Genomic DNA, 16,826 nt, shown 5'->3' on the forward strand with positions numbered 1-16,826 from the left:
AATACCGTGAATCTTTTTCCAGTGTAACGATACTCTGCCGTGCGTTAATGGGGTTTATCTGAAAGTGCTGGGAGGAGCGGGCAACGCAGCGGTTGCCCGGAATAACGTTAATGCGATTTAAATCCTGCCGCCGTCATCAGCATGCGGAAGAGCATACTGACAGCAGCCAGCGCCAGTACGCTGCCGCCCCAGATAATGGCCAGCCACAGCAATCTTTTCCAGACCGGTTGTTGCATCAGTGATAACCCTCCCCATGCTGAACTTTGCCGCGAAACACGTAGTAGCTCCAGAAGGTGTAGACCAGAATAACGGGAATGATCAACAGCGCGCCCACCAGCATAAAGCCCTGGCTTTGCGTCGGGGCGGCGGCCTGCCACAGGGTGATCGACGGTGGAATAATATGCGGCCAGATGCTGATCCCAAGCCCGCTAAAGCCGAGGAATATCAGCCCCAGCGTCAGAATAAACGGACGGCTATGGCTGGCGGGATTATTCAGGCAGCGCCACTGGTACAGGCTAAAAATCACCACCAGAGCAGGGACCGGCAGCAGATAAAACAGATTCGGTAGCGTAAACCAGCGCGCAGCGATGGCCGGTTGCGCCAGCGGCGTCCAGAGGCTGATCGCCGCAATAAACGCCAGCAGCACGATTAACAGCGTTTTCGACACCTCACGCATCCGCTCCTGCAGCGCGTTTTCGCTTTTCATCACCAGCCAGGTAGAGCCTAACAGCGCATAAGCCACCACCAGCCCCGCGCCGCAAAACAGGTTAAACGCGGTAAACCAGTCAAAGGGGCCGCCGGTATAGGCCCGGCCGGTGACGGTAAAGCCGTTAATGACGGCGCCTACCGTCACGCCCTGGGTGAACGTTGCCAGAATTGAACCGCCAATAAACGCCTTATCCCAGAAGGGGCGGTGGGCCGGCGTGGCTTTAAAGCGAAACTCAAATGCCACTCCGCGGAAAATAAGTCCGATCAGCATTAATGTTAGCGGAATGGTGAGGGCATCAACGATCACCGCATAGGCCAGCGGGAATGCGCCGAACAGGGCGGCACCGCCAAGCACCAGCCAGGTTTCATTTCCGTCCCACACCGGCGCGACGCTGTTGACCATCACGTCGCGATCGTCGGCGTTCTGCGTGGCCGGGAACAGAATGCCAATCCCCAGATCAAAACCGTCCATCACGATATACATCAGCGTGGCGAAGACGATGATCACAAACCAGATAATGGAAAGATCGATACCCATTATGGCTGCTCCTTATGTTCAGCTGTGACGGCAGAAAGCGGGCGCGCCGGACGTCCGTCGGACTCGGTGGCGAAAGTTTCATGCGGCTGCGGGCCTTTTCGGATGAGGCGTACCATATAGCTGTAACCCACGCCGAATACCGAGGTATAGACGACGAAGAAGGCCAGCAGGCTCACGCTCATATGCAGGTCACCGTGGGCAGAAACCGCATCCTTCGTTCGCTGGAGTCCGTAGACCACCCACGGCTGGCGGCCCACTTCGGTGGTGATCCACCCAGCCAGGATGGCAATCAGCCCGGTTGGCCCCATCAGCAGCGCAAACCACAGGAAAGGGCGCGACGAATACACGCGTTTTTTGTAGCGCAGCCAGAGAGCCATCACCCCGAGCAGCAGCATCAGCATGCCCAGGCCCGCCATGATGCGGAATGACCAGAACACGATGGTGGAATTCGGACGGTCTTCCTTCGGGAACTCTTTGAGGGCCGGAACCTGTTTATCCAGGCTGTGCGTCAGGATAAGACTCCCCAGCGCTGGGATCTCCAGCCCAAAGCGGGTGCGCTCCTGCTCCATATCCGGCCAGCCAAACAGCAGCAGCGGGGTAGGCTCACCCGGCGGATTTTCCCAGTGGCCTTCAATGGCGGCAATCTTGGCGGGCTGGTGCTTTAAGGTGTTCAGACCGTGCATATCGCCAACCATGGCCTGGATGGGGGCGACAATCAGCGTCATCCACAGCGCCATCGAAAACATTGCCCGTATGGCAGGGGTATTATTGCCGCGCAGCAGATGCCATGCCGCGGATGCGGCCACAAACAGGGCGCTGCTTAGGAATGCGGCTATCGACATATGCAGCAGGCGGTAAGGGAAGGAGGGGTTAAACACCACGGCGAACCAGTCCACCGGCACGACCTGACCGTTGACGATCTCATAGCCCTGCGGGGTCTGCATCCAGCTGTTCGACGAGAGGATCCAGAAGGTAGAAATAATAGTGCCCAACGCCACCATGCAGGTGGAGAAGAAGTGCAGACCCGGCCCGACTTTGTTCCAGCCGAACAGCATCACGCCGAGGAATCCGGCTTCGAGGAAGAAGGCGGTCAGCACTTCATAGGTCAGCAGCGGGCCGGTAATGCTGCCCGCAAACTGTGAAAATCCGCTCCAGTTGGTGCCGAACTGGTAGGCCATCACCAGCCCGGAGACCACGCCCATGCCAAAGTTGACGGCAAAAATCTTCGACCAGAAATGGTACAGCGAGCGCCAGACCGGATTTTTGGTTTTCAGCCACAGCCCTTCGAGTACGGCAAGATAGCTTGCCAGGCCGATGGTGATCGCCGGGAAAATAATGTGAAAGGATACGGTAAAGGCAAACTGTATCCGTGCAAGGTGAAAAGCATCCAAACCAAACATGCACAGCCTCAATGTCAAACGGTGTGCTGTTATGGTATAGGGGCAACGTTCGGACTATCAGACGCAGAAAAGTGATTTTTAACCATAACAGTTGGCTTAAAGCTCATGCTTTAGGCATCTGATATACCTCGCGTGAGGAATAAAAACCGTCTTTTTATGAATTTTACGCATAAAACTGCTTGCCTTGTCGTCTGCGCCGTGCGTTAATGGTCCTCTGGTTTTGAGTCCAAATAAATATCTGACGTAGTTTTATAAAGCAGTTCTCATCACGTTGTGCCTCTCCGCAGCCTCTCTTGGGTCTTTATCTACTTTCCGATTCGTTTTGTTTAAAACCATTATTGCCCAATCGGCCCATTAGTAATTTACGTTTTTACGTTCACAGGAGAATCCTATGACTTCTTATATTCATTTCCGCTGCCCATGCTGTCATGGCTCGCAGTACCGTACCTCAGTCTTTGATATGTCTGAGAAAAACCCACTCGGCGCGAAATGCATCTTTTGCAAATCGTCGATGATCACGCTCGATCACCTGGCCGCCGCGCGTCAGGCGCAAAGCCACGTTACCGAGTACCGTAAGTAATTCGCTTCACGAACTATAACAGTTAGCTAAATCTTCTCTTTTTCTCCTGCTGATATACACTGTCGGTCACAAGGAGAATTTGATGAAAAAATACCAGCGTCTGGCGCAACAAATTATCTCGCAGATTGAGCTTGGCGTATGGCTGCCGGGCGATAAGCTGCCTTCGCTGCGAGAGCAGGTGGCGAGCAGCGGCATGAGTTTTATGACCGTTGGCCACGCGTATCAGATGCTGGAAAGTCAGGGGCGCATTGTCGCCAGACCGCAGTCGGGCTATTACGTTGCCTCGCGCCCGACCGCCCATCAGCCTGCTCCACCTGCCCAGGTGATGCGTGACGAAGTGGTGGATATTAATACCTACATCTTCGACGTCTTACAGGCCAGCCGCGACCCGTCCGTTGTTCCTTTTGCCTCCGCGTTTCCCGATCCCCGACTTTTCCCGCTGCAGCAGCTCAACCGCTCGCTGGCGAACGTCAGCAAAACCGCGACGGCGATGAGCGTGATTGAGAACCTGCCGCCGGGTAACGTCGATCTCCGCCACGCCATTGCCCGTCGCTACGCGCAGCAGGGGATGAACATCTCCCCGGAAGAGATTGTGATCACCGCAGGCGCGCTTGAAGCGCTCAATCTCAGCCTGCAGGCGGTAACCGAGCCGGGCGACTGGGTGATAGTCGAAAACCCGTGTTTCTACGGCGCGCTGCAGGCGCTGGAACGCCTGAAGCTCAAAGCGTTGTCGATTGCGACGGATGTCCGCGAGGGGATTGATCTGAATGCCCTTGAACAGGCGCTGAAGGAGTACCCGGTTAAAGCCTGCTGGATCATGACCAACAGTCAGAACCCGCTTGGCTTCACGCTGAGCGCGGAGAAAAAAGCGCAGCTTGTCGCGCTGTTAACGCAGCACAACGTCCCCCTGATTGAAGACGATGTCTACAGCGAACTCTATTTTGGCCGCGAAAAACCGCTCCCGGCGAAAGCATGGGATCGCCAGGACATGACGCTGCACTGCTCGTCCTTTTCAAAATGCCTGGTGGCCGGTTTTCGCATCGGCTGGGTTGCGGCAGGAAAACACGCGAGACGCATTCAGCAGCTGCAGCTGATGAGCACGCTCTCCACCAGCTCACCCGTGCAGCTGGCGCTGGTGGATTATCTGGCGACGAAACGCTACGACGCCCATCTGCGCCGCCTGCGGCGTACCCTCGCCGAGCGAAAACAGCAGGCCTGGCAGTCCCTTTTGCGCCATATGCCTGCAGGCGTCAAAATCCACCATAACGACAGCGGCTACTTTTTATGGCTGGAGCTTCCGGCGCAGCTGGATGCGGGTCTGCTCAGCGAAAAAGCCTTAACGCACCACATCAGCATTGCGCCCGGAAAGATGTTTTCCACCTCCGACGCATGGACACCGTTCTTCCGGTTTAATACCTCCTGGGCCTGGGGAGAGCGAGAAGAGCAGGCGGTCATTCAGTTAGGAAAATTAATTAGCACGATGCTGGAATAAGCTTTTCTCCGTTATTTAAATAATCAATTCTTATCCTGATGACGGCACTGCGAATATTTCGCGGTGCCCTGTCATAGGAAATCTGCATACCGTCTCTCGCGGCTAACTCCTTGTCTATAATCCAGTTAACGGGGAATGCGCCCTCGGTCACACCTTGATGAAATTTCCTGAAGCCGTACGGTGCGGCGCATTTGCGCGGTCTACGTTTAATAAGGGAGATATTTTTACGGCACGGCTGCCGCTAAATTTCATTGCGACAGGAGTAACTCTTATGAGCAAACATTTTGCCCGCAGCAGCCTGTGCGCGCTCGGCATGACTATCATGACAGCGCAAGCCGCAGAACCACCAAAGGCCATCGGCGACGGGGAAGGTCGGCTGGATATTATCGCCTGGCCGGGATACATCGAACGCGGACAGACGGATAAAAATTATGACTGGGTCACCCAGTTTGAAAAAGAGACCGGGTGTGCGGTCAACGTCAAGACGGCGGCCACGTCGGATGAAATGGTCAGCCTGATGGCGAAAGGGGGATATGACCTGGTCACCGCCTCGGGTGACGCCTCGCTGCGCCTGATCATGGGGAAACGCGTTCAGCCCATTAACCCCGACCTCATCCCCAACTGGAAAACGCTCGACGCGCGGATTGTGAAAGGGGAATGGTATAACGTCGGCGGTAAAGTCTACGGCACGCCGTACCAGTGGGGGCCAAACCTGCTGATGTACAACACCAAAACCTTCCCGACGCCACCGGACAGCTGGAGCGTGGTCTTTACCAAACAGGATCTGCCGGACGGTAAAACCAATCAGGGACGCGTGCAGGCCTACGACGGCCCGATCTATATCGCCGATGCCGCGCTGTTCGTCAAAGCCACTCAGCCGCAGCTGGGTATCAAAGACCCGTACCAGCTCACCGAAAAACAGTATGCCGCCGTGCTCAAGGTGCTTCGCGACCAGCACGCGCTGATCCACCGCTACTGGCACGACACCACCGTTCAGATGAGCGACTTTAAAAATGAAGGCGTCGTGGCCTCCAGCGCCTGGCCGTATCAGGCGAATGCCCTGAAGGCTGAGAACCAGCCCGTTGCCACCGTCTTCCCGAAAGAGGGGGTGACCGGCTGGGCGGACACCACCATGCTGCACGCGCAGGCAAAACACCCGATGTGCGCCTACAAATGGATGAACTGGTCGCTGACGCCGAAAGTGCAGGGCGATCTGGCGGCCTGGTTTGGCTCCCTGCCCGTGGTTGCAGAAGGGTGTAAGGCCAGCACGCTGCTGGGTGATAAAGGCTGCGAAACAAACGGTTATAACGAGTTCGACAAAATCATGTTCTGGAAAACCCCCATCGCAGAAGGCGGCAAATTTGTCCCTTACAGCCGCTGGACGCAGGATTACATCGCCATCATGGGCGGTCGTTAATTGCCCGGGAGCAGAACATGACGTACGCGGTAGAGTTTAACAACGTTTCCCGTCTGTACGGCGACGTACGGGCGGTGGATGGGGTCACCATTGCTATTCGTGACGGAGAGTTTTTCTCCATGCTGGGGCCTTCGGGCTCCGGCAAAACCACCTGCCTGCGTCTGATCGCGGGTTTTGAACAGCTGTCAGGCGGCACGATTTCTATCTTCGGCAAAGAGGCGAGCGAACTGCCTCCCTGGGAGCGGGATGTGAACACCGTCTTTCAGGACTACGCGCTGTTCCCGCATATGTCGATTCTCGACAATGTTGCCTACGGGCTGATGGTCAAAGGCATCGACAAGAAAAAACGCCATGCGCAGGCCCGTGATGCCCTGGAAAAAGTGGGCCTGAGCTTTGCCGTTGCCCGCAAACCCTCGCAACTTTCCGGCGGCCAGCGACAGCGTGTCGCCATCGCCCGGGCGCTGGTCAATGAGCCGCGCGTCCTGCTGTTGGATGAGCCCTTAGGTGCGCTCGATCTCAAACTGCGTGAACAGATGCAGTTCGAGCTGAAGAAGCTTCAGCAGGAACTCGGCATCACCTTTATTTTTGTCACCCACGATCAGGGCGAGGCCCTTTCCATGTCAGACCGGGTGGCGGTGTTCAATAACGGGCGCATCGAGCAGGTGGATACCCCGCGCGATCTCTACATGCGTCCGCGCACGCCGTTTGTCGCCGGTTTTGTCGGCACGTCCAACGTCTTTGATGCGGGCCTTGCGCAGAAAATTTGCGGTATGGAAGGCAGCTATTCCCTGCGCCCGGAACATATTCGCCTTAATGAGGGCGGAGACGTTCAGGTTCAGGGCATCGTGCAGGCCGTTCAGTATCAGGGAGCGGCCACGCGTCTGGAGCTGAAGCTCGCAGATGGCGCCAAGCTGCTGGTGAGCCAGGCCAATCTCAGTGAAACCTCGTCGCTGAGCGGCATTGCGCCGGGGCAGGCGGTGATGGCGTCGTGGTCACGCGAGGCGATGATTCGCCTGCACGAGGAGAGGTGAAATGTCTATGAGCGTTGCGCATCCTCCCGCCTCGCATGGGGGCTTAAGCCGCATGACGGCGCTGTTCTGGCGTAAACCGTCGCTCGGCCTGTTCCTGCTTCTGCTCGCGCCGCTCATGTGGTTTGGCATCGTCTATTTAGGATCGCTTCTGACCCTGCTGTGGCAAGGGTTTTACACCTTTGACGATTTCACCATGGCCGTCACGCCGGATCTGACCCTGGCGAACATTCAGGCGCTTTTCAACCCGGCAAACTACGACATCATCCTGCGCACGTTAACCATGGCGATTGCGGTGACGATAGCCAGCGCCATCCTGGCATTCCCGATGGCCTGGTACATGGCGCGATACACCCACGGCAAGTGGAAAGCGTTTTTCTATATCGCCGTGATGCTGCCAATGTGGGCGAGCTACATCGTCAAAGCCTACGCCTGGACGCTGCTGCTGGCGAAGGACGGGGTGGCGCAGTGGTTTCTCAACCACATGGGGCTGGAGCCGATCCTGACCTCACTCCTTACGCTCCCGGCGATTGGCGGCAACACCTTGTCCACCTCCGGGCTGGGACGGTTTCTGGTCTTCGTCTACATCTGGCTGCCGTTTATGATCCTGCCCGTCCAGGCGGCGCTGGAACGCCTGCCTGCCTCGCTACTGCAGGCCTCAGCCGACCTCGGCGCGCGCCCTCGTCAGACCTTTCGCTACGTCGTTCTGCCGCTGGCGATCCCGGGTATTGCCGCGGGCTCAATATTCACCTTTTCCCTGACGCTGGGGGATTTCATCGTTCCACAGCTGGTGGGGCCGCCGGGTTACTTCATCGGTAACATGGTCTACTCGCAGCAGGGTGCCATTGGCAATATGCCCATGGCCGCCGCGTTCACGCTGGTGCCCATCGTGCTGATTTCACTCTATCTGGCGTTCGTGAAACGTCTGGGAGCATTCGATGCACTCTGAACGCGCACCGCTGTTCCTGAAAGTGGCAGCGTGGGGAGGCGTTATCTTCCTGCACTTCCCGCTGCTGATTATCGCGACCTATGCCTTTAATACCGAAGACGCTGCCTTCAGCTTTCCGCCGCAGGGGCTGACGCTGAAGTGGTTCAGCGTGGCGGCGGGGCGCGGCGATATTATTGAATCCGTGACGTTGTCACTTCAGATTGCCGCGCTCTCCACCGCGATTGCCCTTGTGCTTGGCACGCTTGCTGCAGCGGCGCTGTGGCGAAGCGAGTTTTTTGGCAAGAATGCGATCTCGCTGTTGCTGCTGTTGCCGATTGCGTTACCGGGGATCATCACCGGTCTGGCGCTGCTGACGGCATTCAAAACGATTGACCTTGAGCCGGGTTTTTTCACCATCGTGGTGGGACACGCCACCTTTTGCGTGGTGGTGGTGTTTAACAACGTGATTGCCCGGTTCAGACGCACCTCCTGGAGCCTGGTGGAAGCGTCGATGGATCTCGGGGCCGACGGATGGCAAACCTTCCGCTATGTGGTGCTGCCCAATCTGGGTTCCGCGCTGCTGGCCGGGGGAATGCTGGCGTTTGCCCTGTCGTTTGACGAGATAATCGTCACAACGTTTACGGCGGGACACGAGCGCACGTTACCGCTGTGGTTGCTCAATCAGCTCGGTCGTCCGCGCGACGTGCCGGTCACCAACGTTGTAGCACTGCTGGTGATGCTGGTGACAACTATCCCCATTCTGGGAGCCTGGTGGCTAACCCGCGACGGCGAGAACATCGCCGGCAGCGGGAAATAACAGTGAATTCAACAGGAAAATGCTATGCAAACACAACTGCTGATAGAGGGAAAACTGGTAACCGGAGAGGGAGAAAAACAGCCGGTCTATAACCCGGCCACTGGAGAACTCCTGCTGGAGATTGCCGAGGCGTCAGCGGCTCAGGTCGACGCGGCGGTTCAGGCGGCCGACCGTGCTTTTGCGGAGTGGGGGCAAACCACGCCGAAGACGCGCGCCGAGTGCCTGCTGAAGCTGGCGGATGCGATTGAAGCGCATGGGGAGGACTTTGCCCGGCTCGAATCCCTCAACTGCGGCAAGCCGCTGCACTGTGCTCTGGGAGATGAAATTCCGGCGGTGGTCGACGTTTTCCGTTTCTTTGCCGGGGCCGCCCGCTGTTTGAACGGGCTGGCCGCCGGGGAGTACCTTGACGGCCACACGTCGATGATCCGCCGCGATCCGGTGGGCGTGGTTGCCTCTATTGCCCCCTGGAACTATCCGCTGATGATGGCGGCCTGGAAGCTGGCACCCGCGCTGGCGGCTGGGAACTGCGTGGTGATTAAGCCCTCAGAGATCACGCCCCTGACCGCGCTGAAGCTGGGGGAGCTGGCAAAAGATATCTTCCCGGCAGGCGTTCTGAACGTCCTGTTTGGCCGGGGTAAAACGGTCGGTGACCCGCTTACCGGGCATGAAAAGGTCCGTATGGTCTCGCTGACCGGTTCGATTGCTACCGGGGAACATATCATCGGCCATACCGCGTCCTCCATTAAACGCACCCACATGGAGCTGGGCGGTAAAGCGCCGGTTATCGTCTTTGATGATGCCGACCTGGATGCGGTTGTCGAAGGGGTGCGGACGTTTGGTTTCTACAATGCCGGACAGGACTGTACGGCGGCCTGCCGGATTTATGCCCAGAAGGGCATTTATGCCGCGCTGGTGGAAAAGCTGGGCGCAGCGGTCGCCAGCCTTAAAATGGGTGCGCCGGAGGATGCCTCGACCGAACTGGGCCCGCTCAGCTCGGCCGCCCATCTTTCACGCGTCTGTCAGGCGGTCGATGAGGCGAAAGCGCTCGGTCATATCCGCGTTGTCACCGGCGGGAGCAAAAAAGAGGGGGCAGGCTACTACTTCCAGCCAACCCTGCTGGCGGGGGCAAAACAGGACGACGCCATCGTTCAGCGGGAGGTGTTTGGCCCGGTGGTGAGCGTCACCGAATTTGACGACGAGGCGCAGGTGCTGGCCTGGGCGAACGATTCGCAGTATGGCCTGGCGTCATCTGTCTGGACCAAAGACGTGGGCCGCGCCCATCGCCTGAGCGCGCGCCTGCAGTACGGCTGCACTTGGGTGAATACCCATTTTATGCTGGTGAGCGAAATGCCGCACGGCGGCATGAAATTATCCGGCTACGGCAAAGATATGTCGGTCTACGGGCTTGAGGATTATACGGTCGTGCGGCATGTCATGATCAAACACTAAGTCCGCCCTGCCTGGCCGCATGCGCGGCCAGGCGTTTCCCGCGCCCGCCATGAGTGTTACGCAAGATACTCAGCTGTTATTATCCATAATCTTTAAGTGGTTATCCTGTAACGAAAAAACTTGATCTGTATCAACATATGACGCATATTGCGTGCGGTTATTTTTTCGGCTCTGGTATACAGAATGACGTTGTATCAAAAGATGTTGGTTTTTTACGCAATCATGGCTTCCATCTGCGCATTAATTACCTGGTTCCTCTCTAAAGACCGCAAACGTATCCGCCTGCTCAGCGCTTTTCTGGTGGGGTCAACCTGGCCAATGAGCTTTCCCGTTGCGCTGCTGGTCTCGCTTTTCTGAAGCACGCTTCCATTTTTAAAAGATGAATATGGCATTCCCGATACGGTAACTGTATAAATACACAGTGCATCGTAAAAGGAGTGCTTATGAACAGTTTTTACTCGCAGCAGGCCGGCTGTACCGTGCGCTGGCATGACCTGCCCGGCACCGGCGATCCCGTGGTGTTCATTCACGGGCTGGGCTGCGCCTCTTCCTATGAATATCCCCGTGTCGTTCATGACCCGCTGTTTGGCGCGCGCAGAGCGATTCTCATCGACTTGCCCGGCAGCGGCTACAGCGACAAGCCTGAACGCTACAGCTATAAAACCACCGACCAGGCCCACGTTGTGGCGGAGCTGATTGACCACCTTAAGCTGGATGCCTTCTGGTTATACGGCCACAGTATGGGCGGCAGCATTGCTATCGAAACGGCGGGGCTGCTTGCAACGCGCGTGAAGGGGCTGATGGTGTCAGAGCCCAATTTTCATTCGGGTGGGGGGATGTTCAGCCGGTCTATTGCAGCGCAAACCGAGCAGCAGTTTCTGACGCAGGGCTATGACTCCATGCTCAGTGCGGAAAAAACGGCGTGGGCAGGGTGTCTGCAGAGTAATGCGCCGTATGCCGTCTGGCGGGGCGCATCGAGCCTGATGGCGGGCATAGAGCCCGAATGGGAAGCGCAGTTCCTGTCACTTCCTTGCCCGGTAACGTTGATTTTCGGCGAGCTGTCTCTGCCGGATGACGATGTGGACAATCTGAAGCAAAAGGGCGTTGAGGTAAAAATTATCCCTGCGGCGGGGCATTCGATGTCGTGGGAAAATCCGTCTGCCCTGGCACAGACGTTAGCCGGGTGTATGACGGAGTGATGTGCGCAAAAGTTTCGCCCGGCGGCGCTACGCTTGCACCGTTGCGAAATGTAGGCCGGGTAAGCGCAGCGCCACCCGGCAAGAAATGCGGCTACATTGTTAATCAGCGTTCAGCGCAATAATGCGTGCAAGGCCTGACGTGCGTCAGGCTGAACATCATGCGGATGCCGGTAATCAATGTTCTCTATCGCGCGGCTATAGAGTGCGACCAGCCAGTCGTATACGTACGCGGTGGCCGCATGCACAGGCTGTTCTCCCAGTCGCGTCAAGCGAGGCTCGGCGCTGCTGACCACCGGCGTAACGAAGATTGCCTGCCCCTTGCGGATGCGGCTTGCCGGACGTGTAGCCACGGGCGTCTGGTCATAACCCAGCCAGCCAATGAAATTGCCCATCACGGCATGCAGCTGTGCCGCGCTGCTTTTATCCGCTTCGACGATACGCTGAAGCTGTTGAGGCAGATTAAGCCGGTAGCTGGTGACCACCAGCACATCCGCGATTTGCTGTAATACCGAAGGCTCCAGCCCGAGGCGCGCGGCCGTGGCCTCATTGCGGCTCCACTGACGCAGATGATTTATCCAGACTCTGTGCGCCAGGCGCGCTTTGTCTTTTGTCTGGAACAGGCCGGTGCTTTCCTGGGTATTCTCGGCAAACAGGTCAATAGTGTCCGTAAACAGCCCGTTCACCTGCTCCTCGCGCGGCTGCTGAACGGCGAGCAGCGTTTCAAAGGCTTTCAGCGGCGGCAGCAGGCCTTCAAGCAGTTCGCCGTGGCGGGCGGCGCTGCTTTGCAGCGTGCGCACCATATTTTCGGCCTGAGCGCGTCTTGTCCCCGGCTCTTCAACCAGCGGTGCCAGATAGCTCTGCATCAGCGATGAGAGCTCCTGTCGCAGCAAGCCTTTCAGCGTGCCGAGACGCTTCTGTCGCTGCGCGGGCAGCGTGGCCTGAGACAGCCATTCGATGACGCGCTGCATGCTGTGGCTGTCCAGCGCCTGCAGCGTGCCCCAGCGTAAACCCGGCTTTCCGAGCAGATGCTGTACGGCTTCATCGAGATTCTGTCGGGTGGTAAAGCGGGCGTCGTGTGGCGTAATCGCCCATACCAGCCCCGGCAGGGCAGATTCTTCAGCAGGCTGCGTCTCCTTGACCCAGTTCATCAGCACTTTTGCTTTTTTGGCCGTCTGTTCGTGCTGCGCCGTCGCATTACAAATCACCAGCACATCCGGCTGAAGCTGTTGACGGTAATGCTCGAGCAGCCACTGGGACTTCGCCTGGCGTAGCGGGTCGGCACGGTTATCTTCAAAAACAGGAATATCAATAATATCGACGTTATCCAGCGCGCCGTTCTCAACCGGCAGCACCAGCTCGCGGGTCAGGAAGGCCAGCACGTCGACGGGGATGCTGATGGCGTTAAGCATTTCACCGCTATTTAGCGGATGAAGCAGCGTCTCCTGCGCGTCCTGAAGATCTAACGTGCCGTCGTGCGTCAGGAACCCTTCACCCGGCAGGCCAAAGCTGTCCACCAGCAGGCTAAGCGGGGCAGCAAGCTCGCCGGCATGGCTGGTCTGGTGCAGCACATGGGCCAGTTTTAACCACTGCTGGGTCAACTCCTGCTGCTCGCCCCACAGCAGCGACCAGACGCTGGCCCGCGTGCTGAGATCGAGAGAAGGCACCAGCCGGGCGAACTCATGCCACAGGGCATCATCGATTTGCTGCTTAGCGGCGGGTACGGTGCTTTGCCAGAAGCGGGCAATCGCACCCACTTCCTGAGCCGTTATGCCGGGCACGCCCTGCGGCTGGCGCAGCCCGCGCCATTTCTCCAGACGTGTCTCAATGACCGCCTTATCCACCGCGCGCATCTGCGGATGCAGCGTCGTGCGGGCAATAAACAGCTGTACCAGCTCGGCCTCGGTGACCAGGCTCAGACGCAGCGGGAACGCCTCATCCGCCACCTCCGGGCTTTCCGGCGTGAAGCGGACGGCCATGTTGGTCAGGGCATGTCCCGGATTGATATGCGAAAAATAGTCAAAGGTGCGCTGGCCCGGCGTCACGTTCAGGCGTCCATTACCGCTGCCGCACAGGGATAACAGCAGATGGGCTTTCGCGCTCTGTGAATGACCGTAAAGCCCAATACTGCTCTGGCGGGTCATGGCGCGTTCAATGGCCTGCTCCCGCGCCTGCGCCGCGTTGATGCGAGCAAGCAGGGCGTCGGCATCGTTATCCAGCACAGGGGCGTTCAGGCGCGTCTCATTAATCCACCCGATTAAGGCCTGAGTGGTGGTCGTCGTCACTGTCATTTCAGGTATACGCTCCCGCTGTCGATCCAGTAGTGGCTACCGCTGTGTCGGCGATCGGCCAAGGTATTCAGTTTGAAGGTTAATGCGTCAGGGGCAACCGGCGTGCCGTCCTGCAGCCAGGCATCGCTCAGCTCGAAGGCCTCAGGACCTTCCTGCTTGCTGCCGCCGCAGAGCTTCAGCCGCACGTTCAGCACGCCGTCACCGGCAATGGCTTTCGCCAGTTCAGCCGAGTTGATGCTGAGCGTGTAGAGCGGCGTGGCGGGCCAGCGCGCGTTCGCCAGCTGGCGGAAGCCGAGGGTAACGTTACCGCGCAGCGGGAAGTGCAGACGCGCGTCGAGCTTCGCGCCCGGCTTATCAAGATCGATATCCTGATACCAGACGTTTTCCTCGCGCAGGGTATTAACGGTGTTATCCAGCACGCCGAGATACCGCACGGTTGAATACGCGCCAATGTCCGCAGCTTTAAAGTTGAAGCGCGGCAGACGCAGGTCGAGCGCCAGGCTGCAGAGCATGGCTCCCACCGCGGCCGTCGATTTAGGGTTGCCAATGCGCCCCTGCTGGCTGAACGGATACCACTCGTGCACCTGGTATTTATCCAGCCAGACGATACGGTTGACCGGCACCGGCTGCAGATGACGAATCAGCGCCTGAACGCCAGGCAGGCAGCCGGGGCGTCCGGTGATCAGCAGAATATCGCAGCTGTAATGGGATATCGCCTCGCACACCGCGTGGAGCGGCGAGGCCAGCGTAAACTGCCCGGCCAGCATCGCATCCTGCATTTCGCGGAAGTTCACGTGCAGCGGCACGGCGAACAGGTCAAACGCGTCTGAACCCGCAGGCAGGGCATGATCGATCGCCTGCTGCAGGTAATTCATGACGTTGCGGGTTGGTTTCTGCGGCAGGAGATCGCCAAAGGTGGCATGCAGACCGGCCAACGGATCGTCAACGTCGCTCGATTCCCACGCGGCAAGAATAGCGTGGCCAATCGGCATAAACAGCTGAAGCGCCGTCTGCTGGCGGAGTACGGCCTGGGTGTCTATGCGCCCGGAGTCACCGAAGAGTGACGCCATCAGCAGCGAGGCGTCCGCGATACCGGATTTTTGCAGCTGCGTTTGCAGGGCAGGCAACACGTAGCGCTGAATCACGTCCAGAAGCGTATCGTCGCCCGCGACCTTAAAGCCTTCACGGAACAGCAGCTGCGGGGTGATTTTGACGTTATTGCCGGAACCGTCATCCAGCTGATAATGGGTAATCGCCATATCCGTTGTGCCGCCGCCGATGTCGATGGACGCGACGCGCAGCGCGCGGCCCGGCTGGCTACCCGGCTCAGGCTCACGGTCCGGGCGGGCCAGGGAGGCGAAGAAGGCTTCGGTCTGACCGCCAAAGCGGGAGATCGCTTCGTTATACAGCCAGACCAGCTGACCGCAGCTGGCTTCATCCCACTCCATCTGGATTTCAGGAACCGGCACCACGCTTTTATCCTGCTGTTTGCGGGTGACAAAATCCTCATCCTGCGGGTGCCAGCCCATCGCTTTCCAGACGATGGCGATGGCTTCAAACATGCGGCGACGGAAAATCTCGCGCTCCTGCTTTGGCATGGCCGAGGGCAGGGTCAGGATCAGGGTGCGCAGCTGGCGCGGCGACGCGGGGAAGCCCAGACGCAGGCGCGTGGCGACGCTGTTGATCTGTCCCAGCGCCTGCGCCAGCAGCTCGCACAGCATGTGCGTCATCAGCGTGCTGCGGCTGTACTGCGGCGAGAAGACCGGCAGCCGCTCGTCCTGCGGCAGCGTGAAGAGCGGTTCTCCGTCATCGTTCATCAGGTTCATCAGCGGAAACGCGGTGGCAAGCGGCTCACGCTGGGTTTTGCTGTTCATCTGGCTAAAGCGCCAGTCCTGCACGACCGGCGTTTCATCCCACAGGTATCGACGCGGGCTGGAGATGCCGCTGTTGCCTTCGGTCCCAAGACGCTGCATCGCCAGCTTGCGGGCTTCATCGCCCACGCGAACAATCGACGGCCAGACAAAGGCATCTTCGCGACCGCTCTCTACCGAGAAGTGCTGTTTGCCAAAACGCGCTTCCGAAAACTCAAGACGGCTGGTGAACAGCGGCGCATTCAGGAACTGCGGCTCGCTTAGCGAGCGGACCTGCAGCTCGGCGGTCTGGCGCAGGCCATCGTTGGCGTCGCCGTGGTCTTCAATAATGACGCCGCAGGTGTGGGTATTGCCCACGTCGAGGATCAGGTCGACCGGGATGGCAGGCGTGCTGAGCGTATGGGTAACAAATTTCACTTCCGGCACGGTGAGCTGTTCACCGAGCATGGTCAGCAGGTTAAGCCAGTGGGCCTGATATTCAAACCCGCGCATCGCCTGCTGGAGATCGCGTTCTGAGCGGTTTTCAACGCCGTCGGCATACTGGGTAAAGGCCTCGCGCAGCCAGCCGTCAATCCAGGTCTGGTCGAGGAAACTTTCAACTTCGTTGTCTCGCCAGGCCAGCGCGAATCGGGTCCCGTTCAGAATATCGTTTTCAACCGGGGACAGGGCGGACGTGGCGTGTTCTGCAATCTGGCTGTCAAGGGCGAGCGTGACGCGGTGCGTATTGCCTGCCGTATCGGGTGTATCCAGCCTGCGCACCTGAACGCGGGCCCAGTTATCCGGCCCCTCAACAAAGGTTCGCGGCGGGTTGAAGCGCAGGAACGGAACCGGAAGCCAGACGCCGTCCAGCACCGCCAGGGACTGATGCAGCGGGATGGTGGTTTCCGGTTTAACCACTTCAGGCTGACCACCGTTCGTTCCCGGCACGGTATAGCGCCCGTTAACCAGGTCGAAATCGAGCCGCAGCAGCGGGCCGTTCGCGGTTTTACGTACGAAGCGCCCGTTGCTGGCGGTGTCCTGCGGCGTCAGACCGAAATCAAGGAACTGCACGCCGCTGTTGGCAATAAGCGTGACGCTTTGTTTATAGTCGCAAAGATTAACCAGCATAGGA

14 protein-coding genes are annotated in these 16,826 nt (G+C 58.5%); 9 read left to right on the forward strand and 5 right to left on the reverse strand.

Annotated elements, in window-relative coordinates; genetic code table 11:
• Positions 1–107: 107 nt before the first annotated feature.
• The 3 genes from M2422_RS02695 to M2422_RS02705 are packed head-to-tail and all read right to left on the reverse strand — an operon-like array spanning position 108 to position 2,646.
• A complete protein-coding gene (locus M2422_RS02695; protein ID WP_008501283.1) occupies positions 108–236 on the reverse strand; it encodes a DUF2474 domain-containing protein in 129 nt (42 codons plus the stop codon).
• Positions 236–1,246, reverse strand: coding sequence for a cytochrome d ubiquinol oxidase subunit II (gene cydB / locus M2422_RS02700; protein WP_033145694.1), 1,011 nt, complete (start codon positions 1,244–1,246; stop codon positions 236–238). The genes M2422_RS02695 and cydB overlap by 1 nt, the downstream gene beginning before the upstream one ends.
• The gene (locus M2422_RS02705) at positions 1,246–2,646 is read right to left on the reverse strand and encodes a cytochrome ubiquinol oxidase subunit I (RefSeq protein WP_064672623.1); all 1,401 of its coding nucleotides are present in this window, start codon (positions 2,644–2,646) and stop codon (positions 1,246–1,248) included. Before M2422_RS02705 ends, cydB begins: the two co-directional genes overlap by 1 nt.
• A 391-nt stretch (positions 2,647–3,037) precedes the next feature.
• On the opposite strand from M2422_RS02705, the gene M2422_RS02710 reads away from it, so the two are divergent.
• From M2422_RS02710 to M2422_RS02750, 9 genes are all read left to right on the forward strand, one after another.
• The gene (locus M2422_RS02710; RefSeq protein ID WP_023335881.1) at positions 3,038–3,226 is read left to right on the forward strand and encodes a hypothetical protein; all 189 of its coding nucleotides are present in this window, start codon (positions 3,038–3,040) and stop codon (positions 3,224–3,226) included.
• Between the two features lie 82 nt (positions 3,227–3,308).
• Positions 3,309–4,718 (forward strand): PLP-dependent aminotransferase family protein, encoded by a 1,410-nt coding sequence (locus M2422_RS02715; RefSeq protein ID WP_033145692.1) that lies wholly within the window; start codon positions 3,309–3,311, stop codon positions 4,716–4,718.
• Positions 4,719–4,989: 271 nt separating this feature from the next.
• A complete protein-coding gene (gene ydcS, locus M2422_RS02720; RefSeq protein WP_064672622.1) occupies positions 4,990–6,135 on the forward strand; it encodes a putative ABC transporter substrate-binding protein YdcS in 1,146 nt (381 codons plus the stop codon).
• Positions 6,136–6,152: 17 nt separating this feature from the next.
• Entirely contained in the window at positions 6,153–7,166 is a 1,014-nt protein-coding gene (locus M2422_RS02725) for an ABC transporter ATP-binding protein (protein ID WP_064672621.1), read from the forward strand.
• 1 nt (position 7,167) lies between these two features.
• Positions 7,168–8,112 carry an ABC transporter permease gene (locus tag M2422_RS02730; RefSeq protein ID WP_064672620.1) on the forward strand — a complete coding sequence of 315 codons (945 nt, stop codon included), beginning with the start codon at positions 7,168–7,170 and terminating at the stop codon, positions 8,110–8,112.
• On the forward strand, positions 8,102–8,908 hold the full coding sequence (locus tag M2422_RS02735; protein WP_029741505.1) for an ABC transporter permease: 807 nt from the start codon (positions 8,102–8,104) through the stop codon (positions 8,906–8,908). Before M2422_RS02730 ends, M2422_RS02735 begins: the two co-directional genes overlap by 11 nt.
• A 24-nt stretch (positions 8,909–8,932) precedes the next feature.
• Positions 8,933–10,357 carry an aminobutyraldehyde dehydrogenase gene (patD, locus tag M2422_RS02740; RefSeq protein WP_032656831.1) on the forward strand — a complete coding sequence of 475 codons (1,425 nt, stop codon included), beginning with the start codon at positions 8,933–8,935 and terminating at the stop codon, positions 10,355–10,357.
• A 183-nt stretch (positions 10,358–10,540) separates the two neighbouring features.
• Complete coding sequence (locus M2422_RS02745; RefSeq protein ID WP_013096478.1) at positions 10,541–10,714, forward strand: GhoT/OrtT family toxin; 174 nt, start codon at positions 10,541–10,543, stop codon at positions 10,712–10,714.
• Between the two features lie 86 nt (positions 10,715–10,800).
• A complete protein-coding gene (locus tag M2422_RS02750; RefSeq protein WP_064672619.1) occupies positions 10,801–11,556 on the forward strand; it encodes an alpha/beta fold hydrolase in 756 nt (251 codons plus the stop codon).
• 110 nt (positions 11,557–11,666) lie between these two features.
• Here the strand turns inward: M2422_RS02750 and M2422_RS02755 are convergent, their stop codons facing one another.
• Positions 11,667–13,844: a virulence factor SrfC family protein gene (locus M2422_RS02755; protein ID WP_064672618.1), complete on the reverse strand. Its 2,178-nt coding sequence runs from the start codon at positions 13,842–13,844 to the stop codon at positions 11,667–11,669.
• The gene (locus M2422_RS02760) at positions 13,841–16,822 is read right to left on the reverse strand and encodes a virulence factor SrfB (RefSeq protein ID WP_048977278.1); all 2,982 of its coding nucleotides are present in this window, start codon (positions 16,820–16,822) and stop codon (positions 13,841–13,843) included. The genes M2422_RS02755 and M2422_RS02760 overlap by 4 nt, the downstream gene beginning before the upstream one ends.
• Positions 16,823–16,826: the final 4 nt, after the last annotated feature.

This window comes from Enterobacter sp. SLBN-59 (assembly GCF_024807915.1).
Lineage (GTDB): Bacteria > Pseudomonadota > Gammaproteobacteria > Enterobacterales > Enterobacteriaceae > Enterobacter > Enterobacter asburiae_B.

Bases quoted from the DNA above. Each gene is read 5' to 3' on its own strand.
- M2422_RS02710 (WP_023335881.1), top strand. From the start codon at position 3,038: ATGACTTCTTATATTCATTTCCGCTGCCCATGCTGTCATGGCTCGCAG.
- M2422_RS02730 (WP_064672620.1), top strand. From the start codon at position 7,168: ATGTCTATGAGCGTTGCGCATCCTCCCGCCTCGCATGGGGGCTTAAGC.
- M2422_RS02750 (WP_064672619.1), top strand. From the start codon at position 10,801: ATGAACAGTTTTTACTCGCAGCAGGCCGGCTGTACCGTGCGCTGGCAT.
- M2422_RS02745 (WP_013096478.1), top strand. From the start codon at position 10,541: ATGACGTTGTATCAAAAGATGTTGGTTTTTTACGCAATCATGGCTTCC.
- ydcS (WP_064672622.1), top strand. From the start codon at position 4,990: ATGAGCAAACATTTTGCCCGCAGCAGCCTGTGCGCGCTCGGCATGACT.
- M2422_RS02715 (WP_033145692.1), top strand. From the start codon at position 3,309: ATGAAAAAATACCAGCGTCTGGCGCAACAAATTATCTCGCAGATTGAG.
- cydB (WP_033145694.1), bottom strand. From the start codon at position 1,246: ATGGGTATCGATCTTTCCATTATCTGGTTTGTGATCATCGTCTTCGCC.
- M2422_RS02725 (WP_064672621.1), top strand. From the start codon at position 6,153: ATGACGTACGCGGTAGAGTTTAACAACGTTTCCCGTCTGTACGGCGAC.
- M2422_RS02735 (WP_029741505.1), top strand. From the start codon at position 8,102: ATGCACTCTGAACGCGCACCGCTGTTCCTGAAAGTGGCAGCGTGGGGA.
- M2422_RS02755 (WP_064672618.1), bottom strand. From the start codon at position 13,844: ATGACAGTGACGACGACCACCACTCAGGCCTTAATCGGGTGGATTAAT.
- M2422_RS02760 (WP_048977278.1), bottom strand. From the start codon at position 16,822: ATGCTGGTTAATCTTTGCGACTATAAACAAAGCGTCACGCTTATTGCC.
- patD (WP_032656831.1), top strand. From the start codon at position 8,933: ATGCAAACACAACTGCTGATAGAGGGAAAACTGGTAACCGGAGAGGGA.
- M2422_RS02695 (WP_008501283.1), bottom strand. From the start codon at position 236: ATGCAACAACCGGTCTGGAAAAGATTGCTGTGGCTGGCCATTATCTGG.
- M2422_RS02705 (WP_064672623.1), bottom strand. From the start codon at position 2,646: ATGTTTGGTTTGGATGCTTTTCACCTTGCACGGATACAGTTTGCCTTT.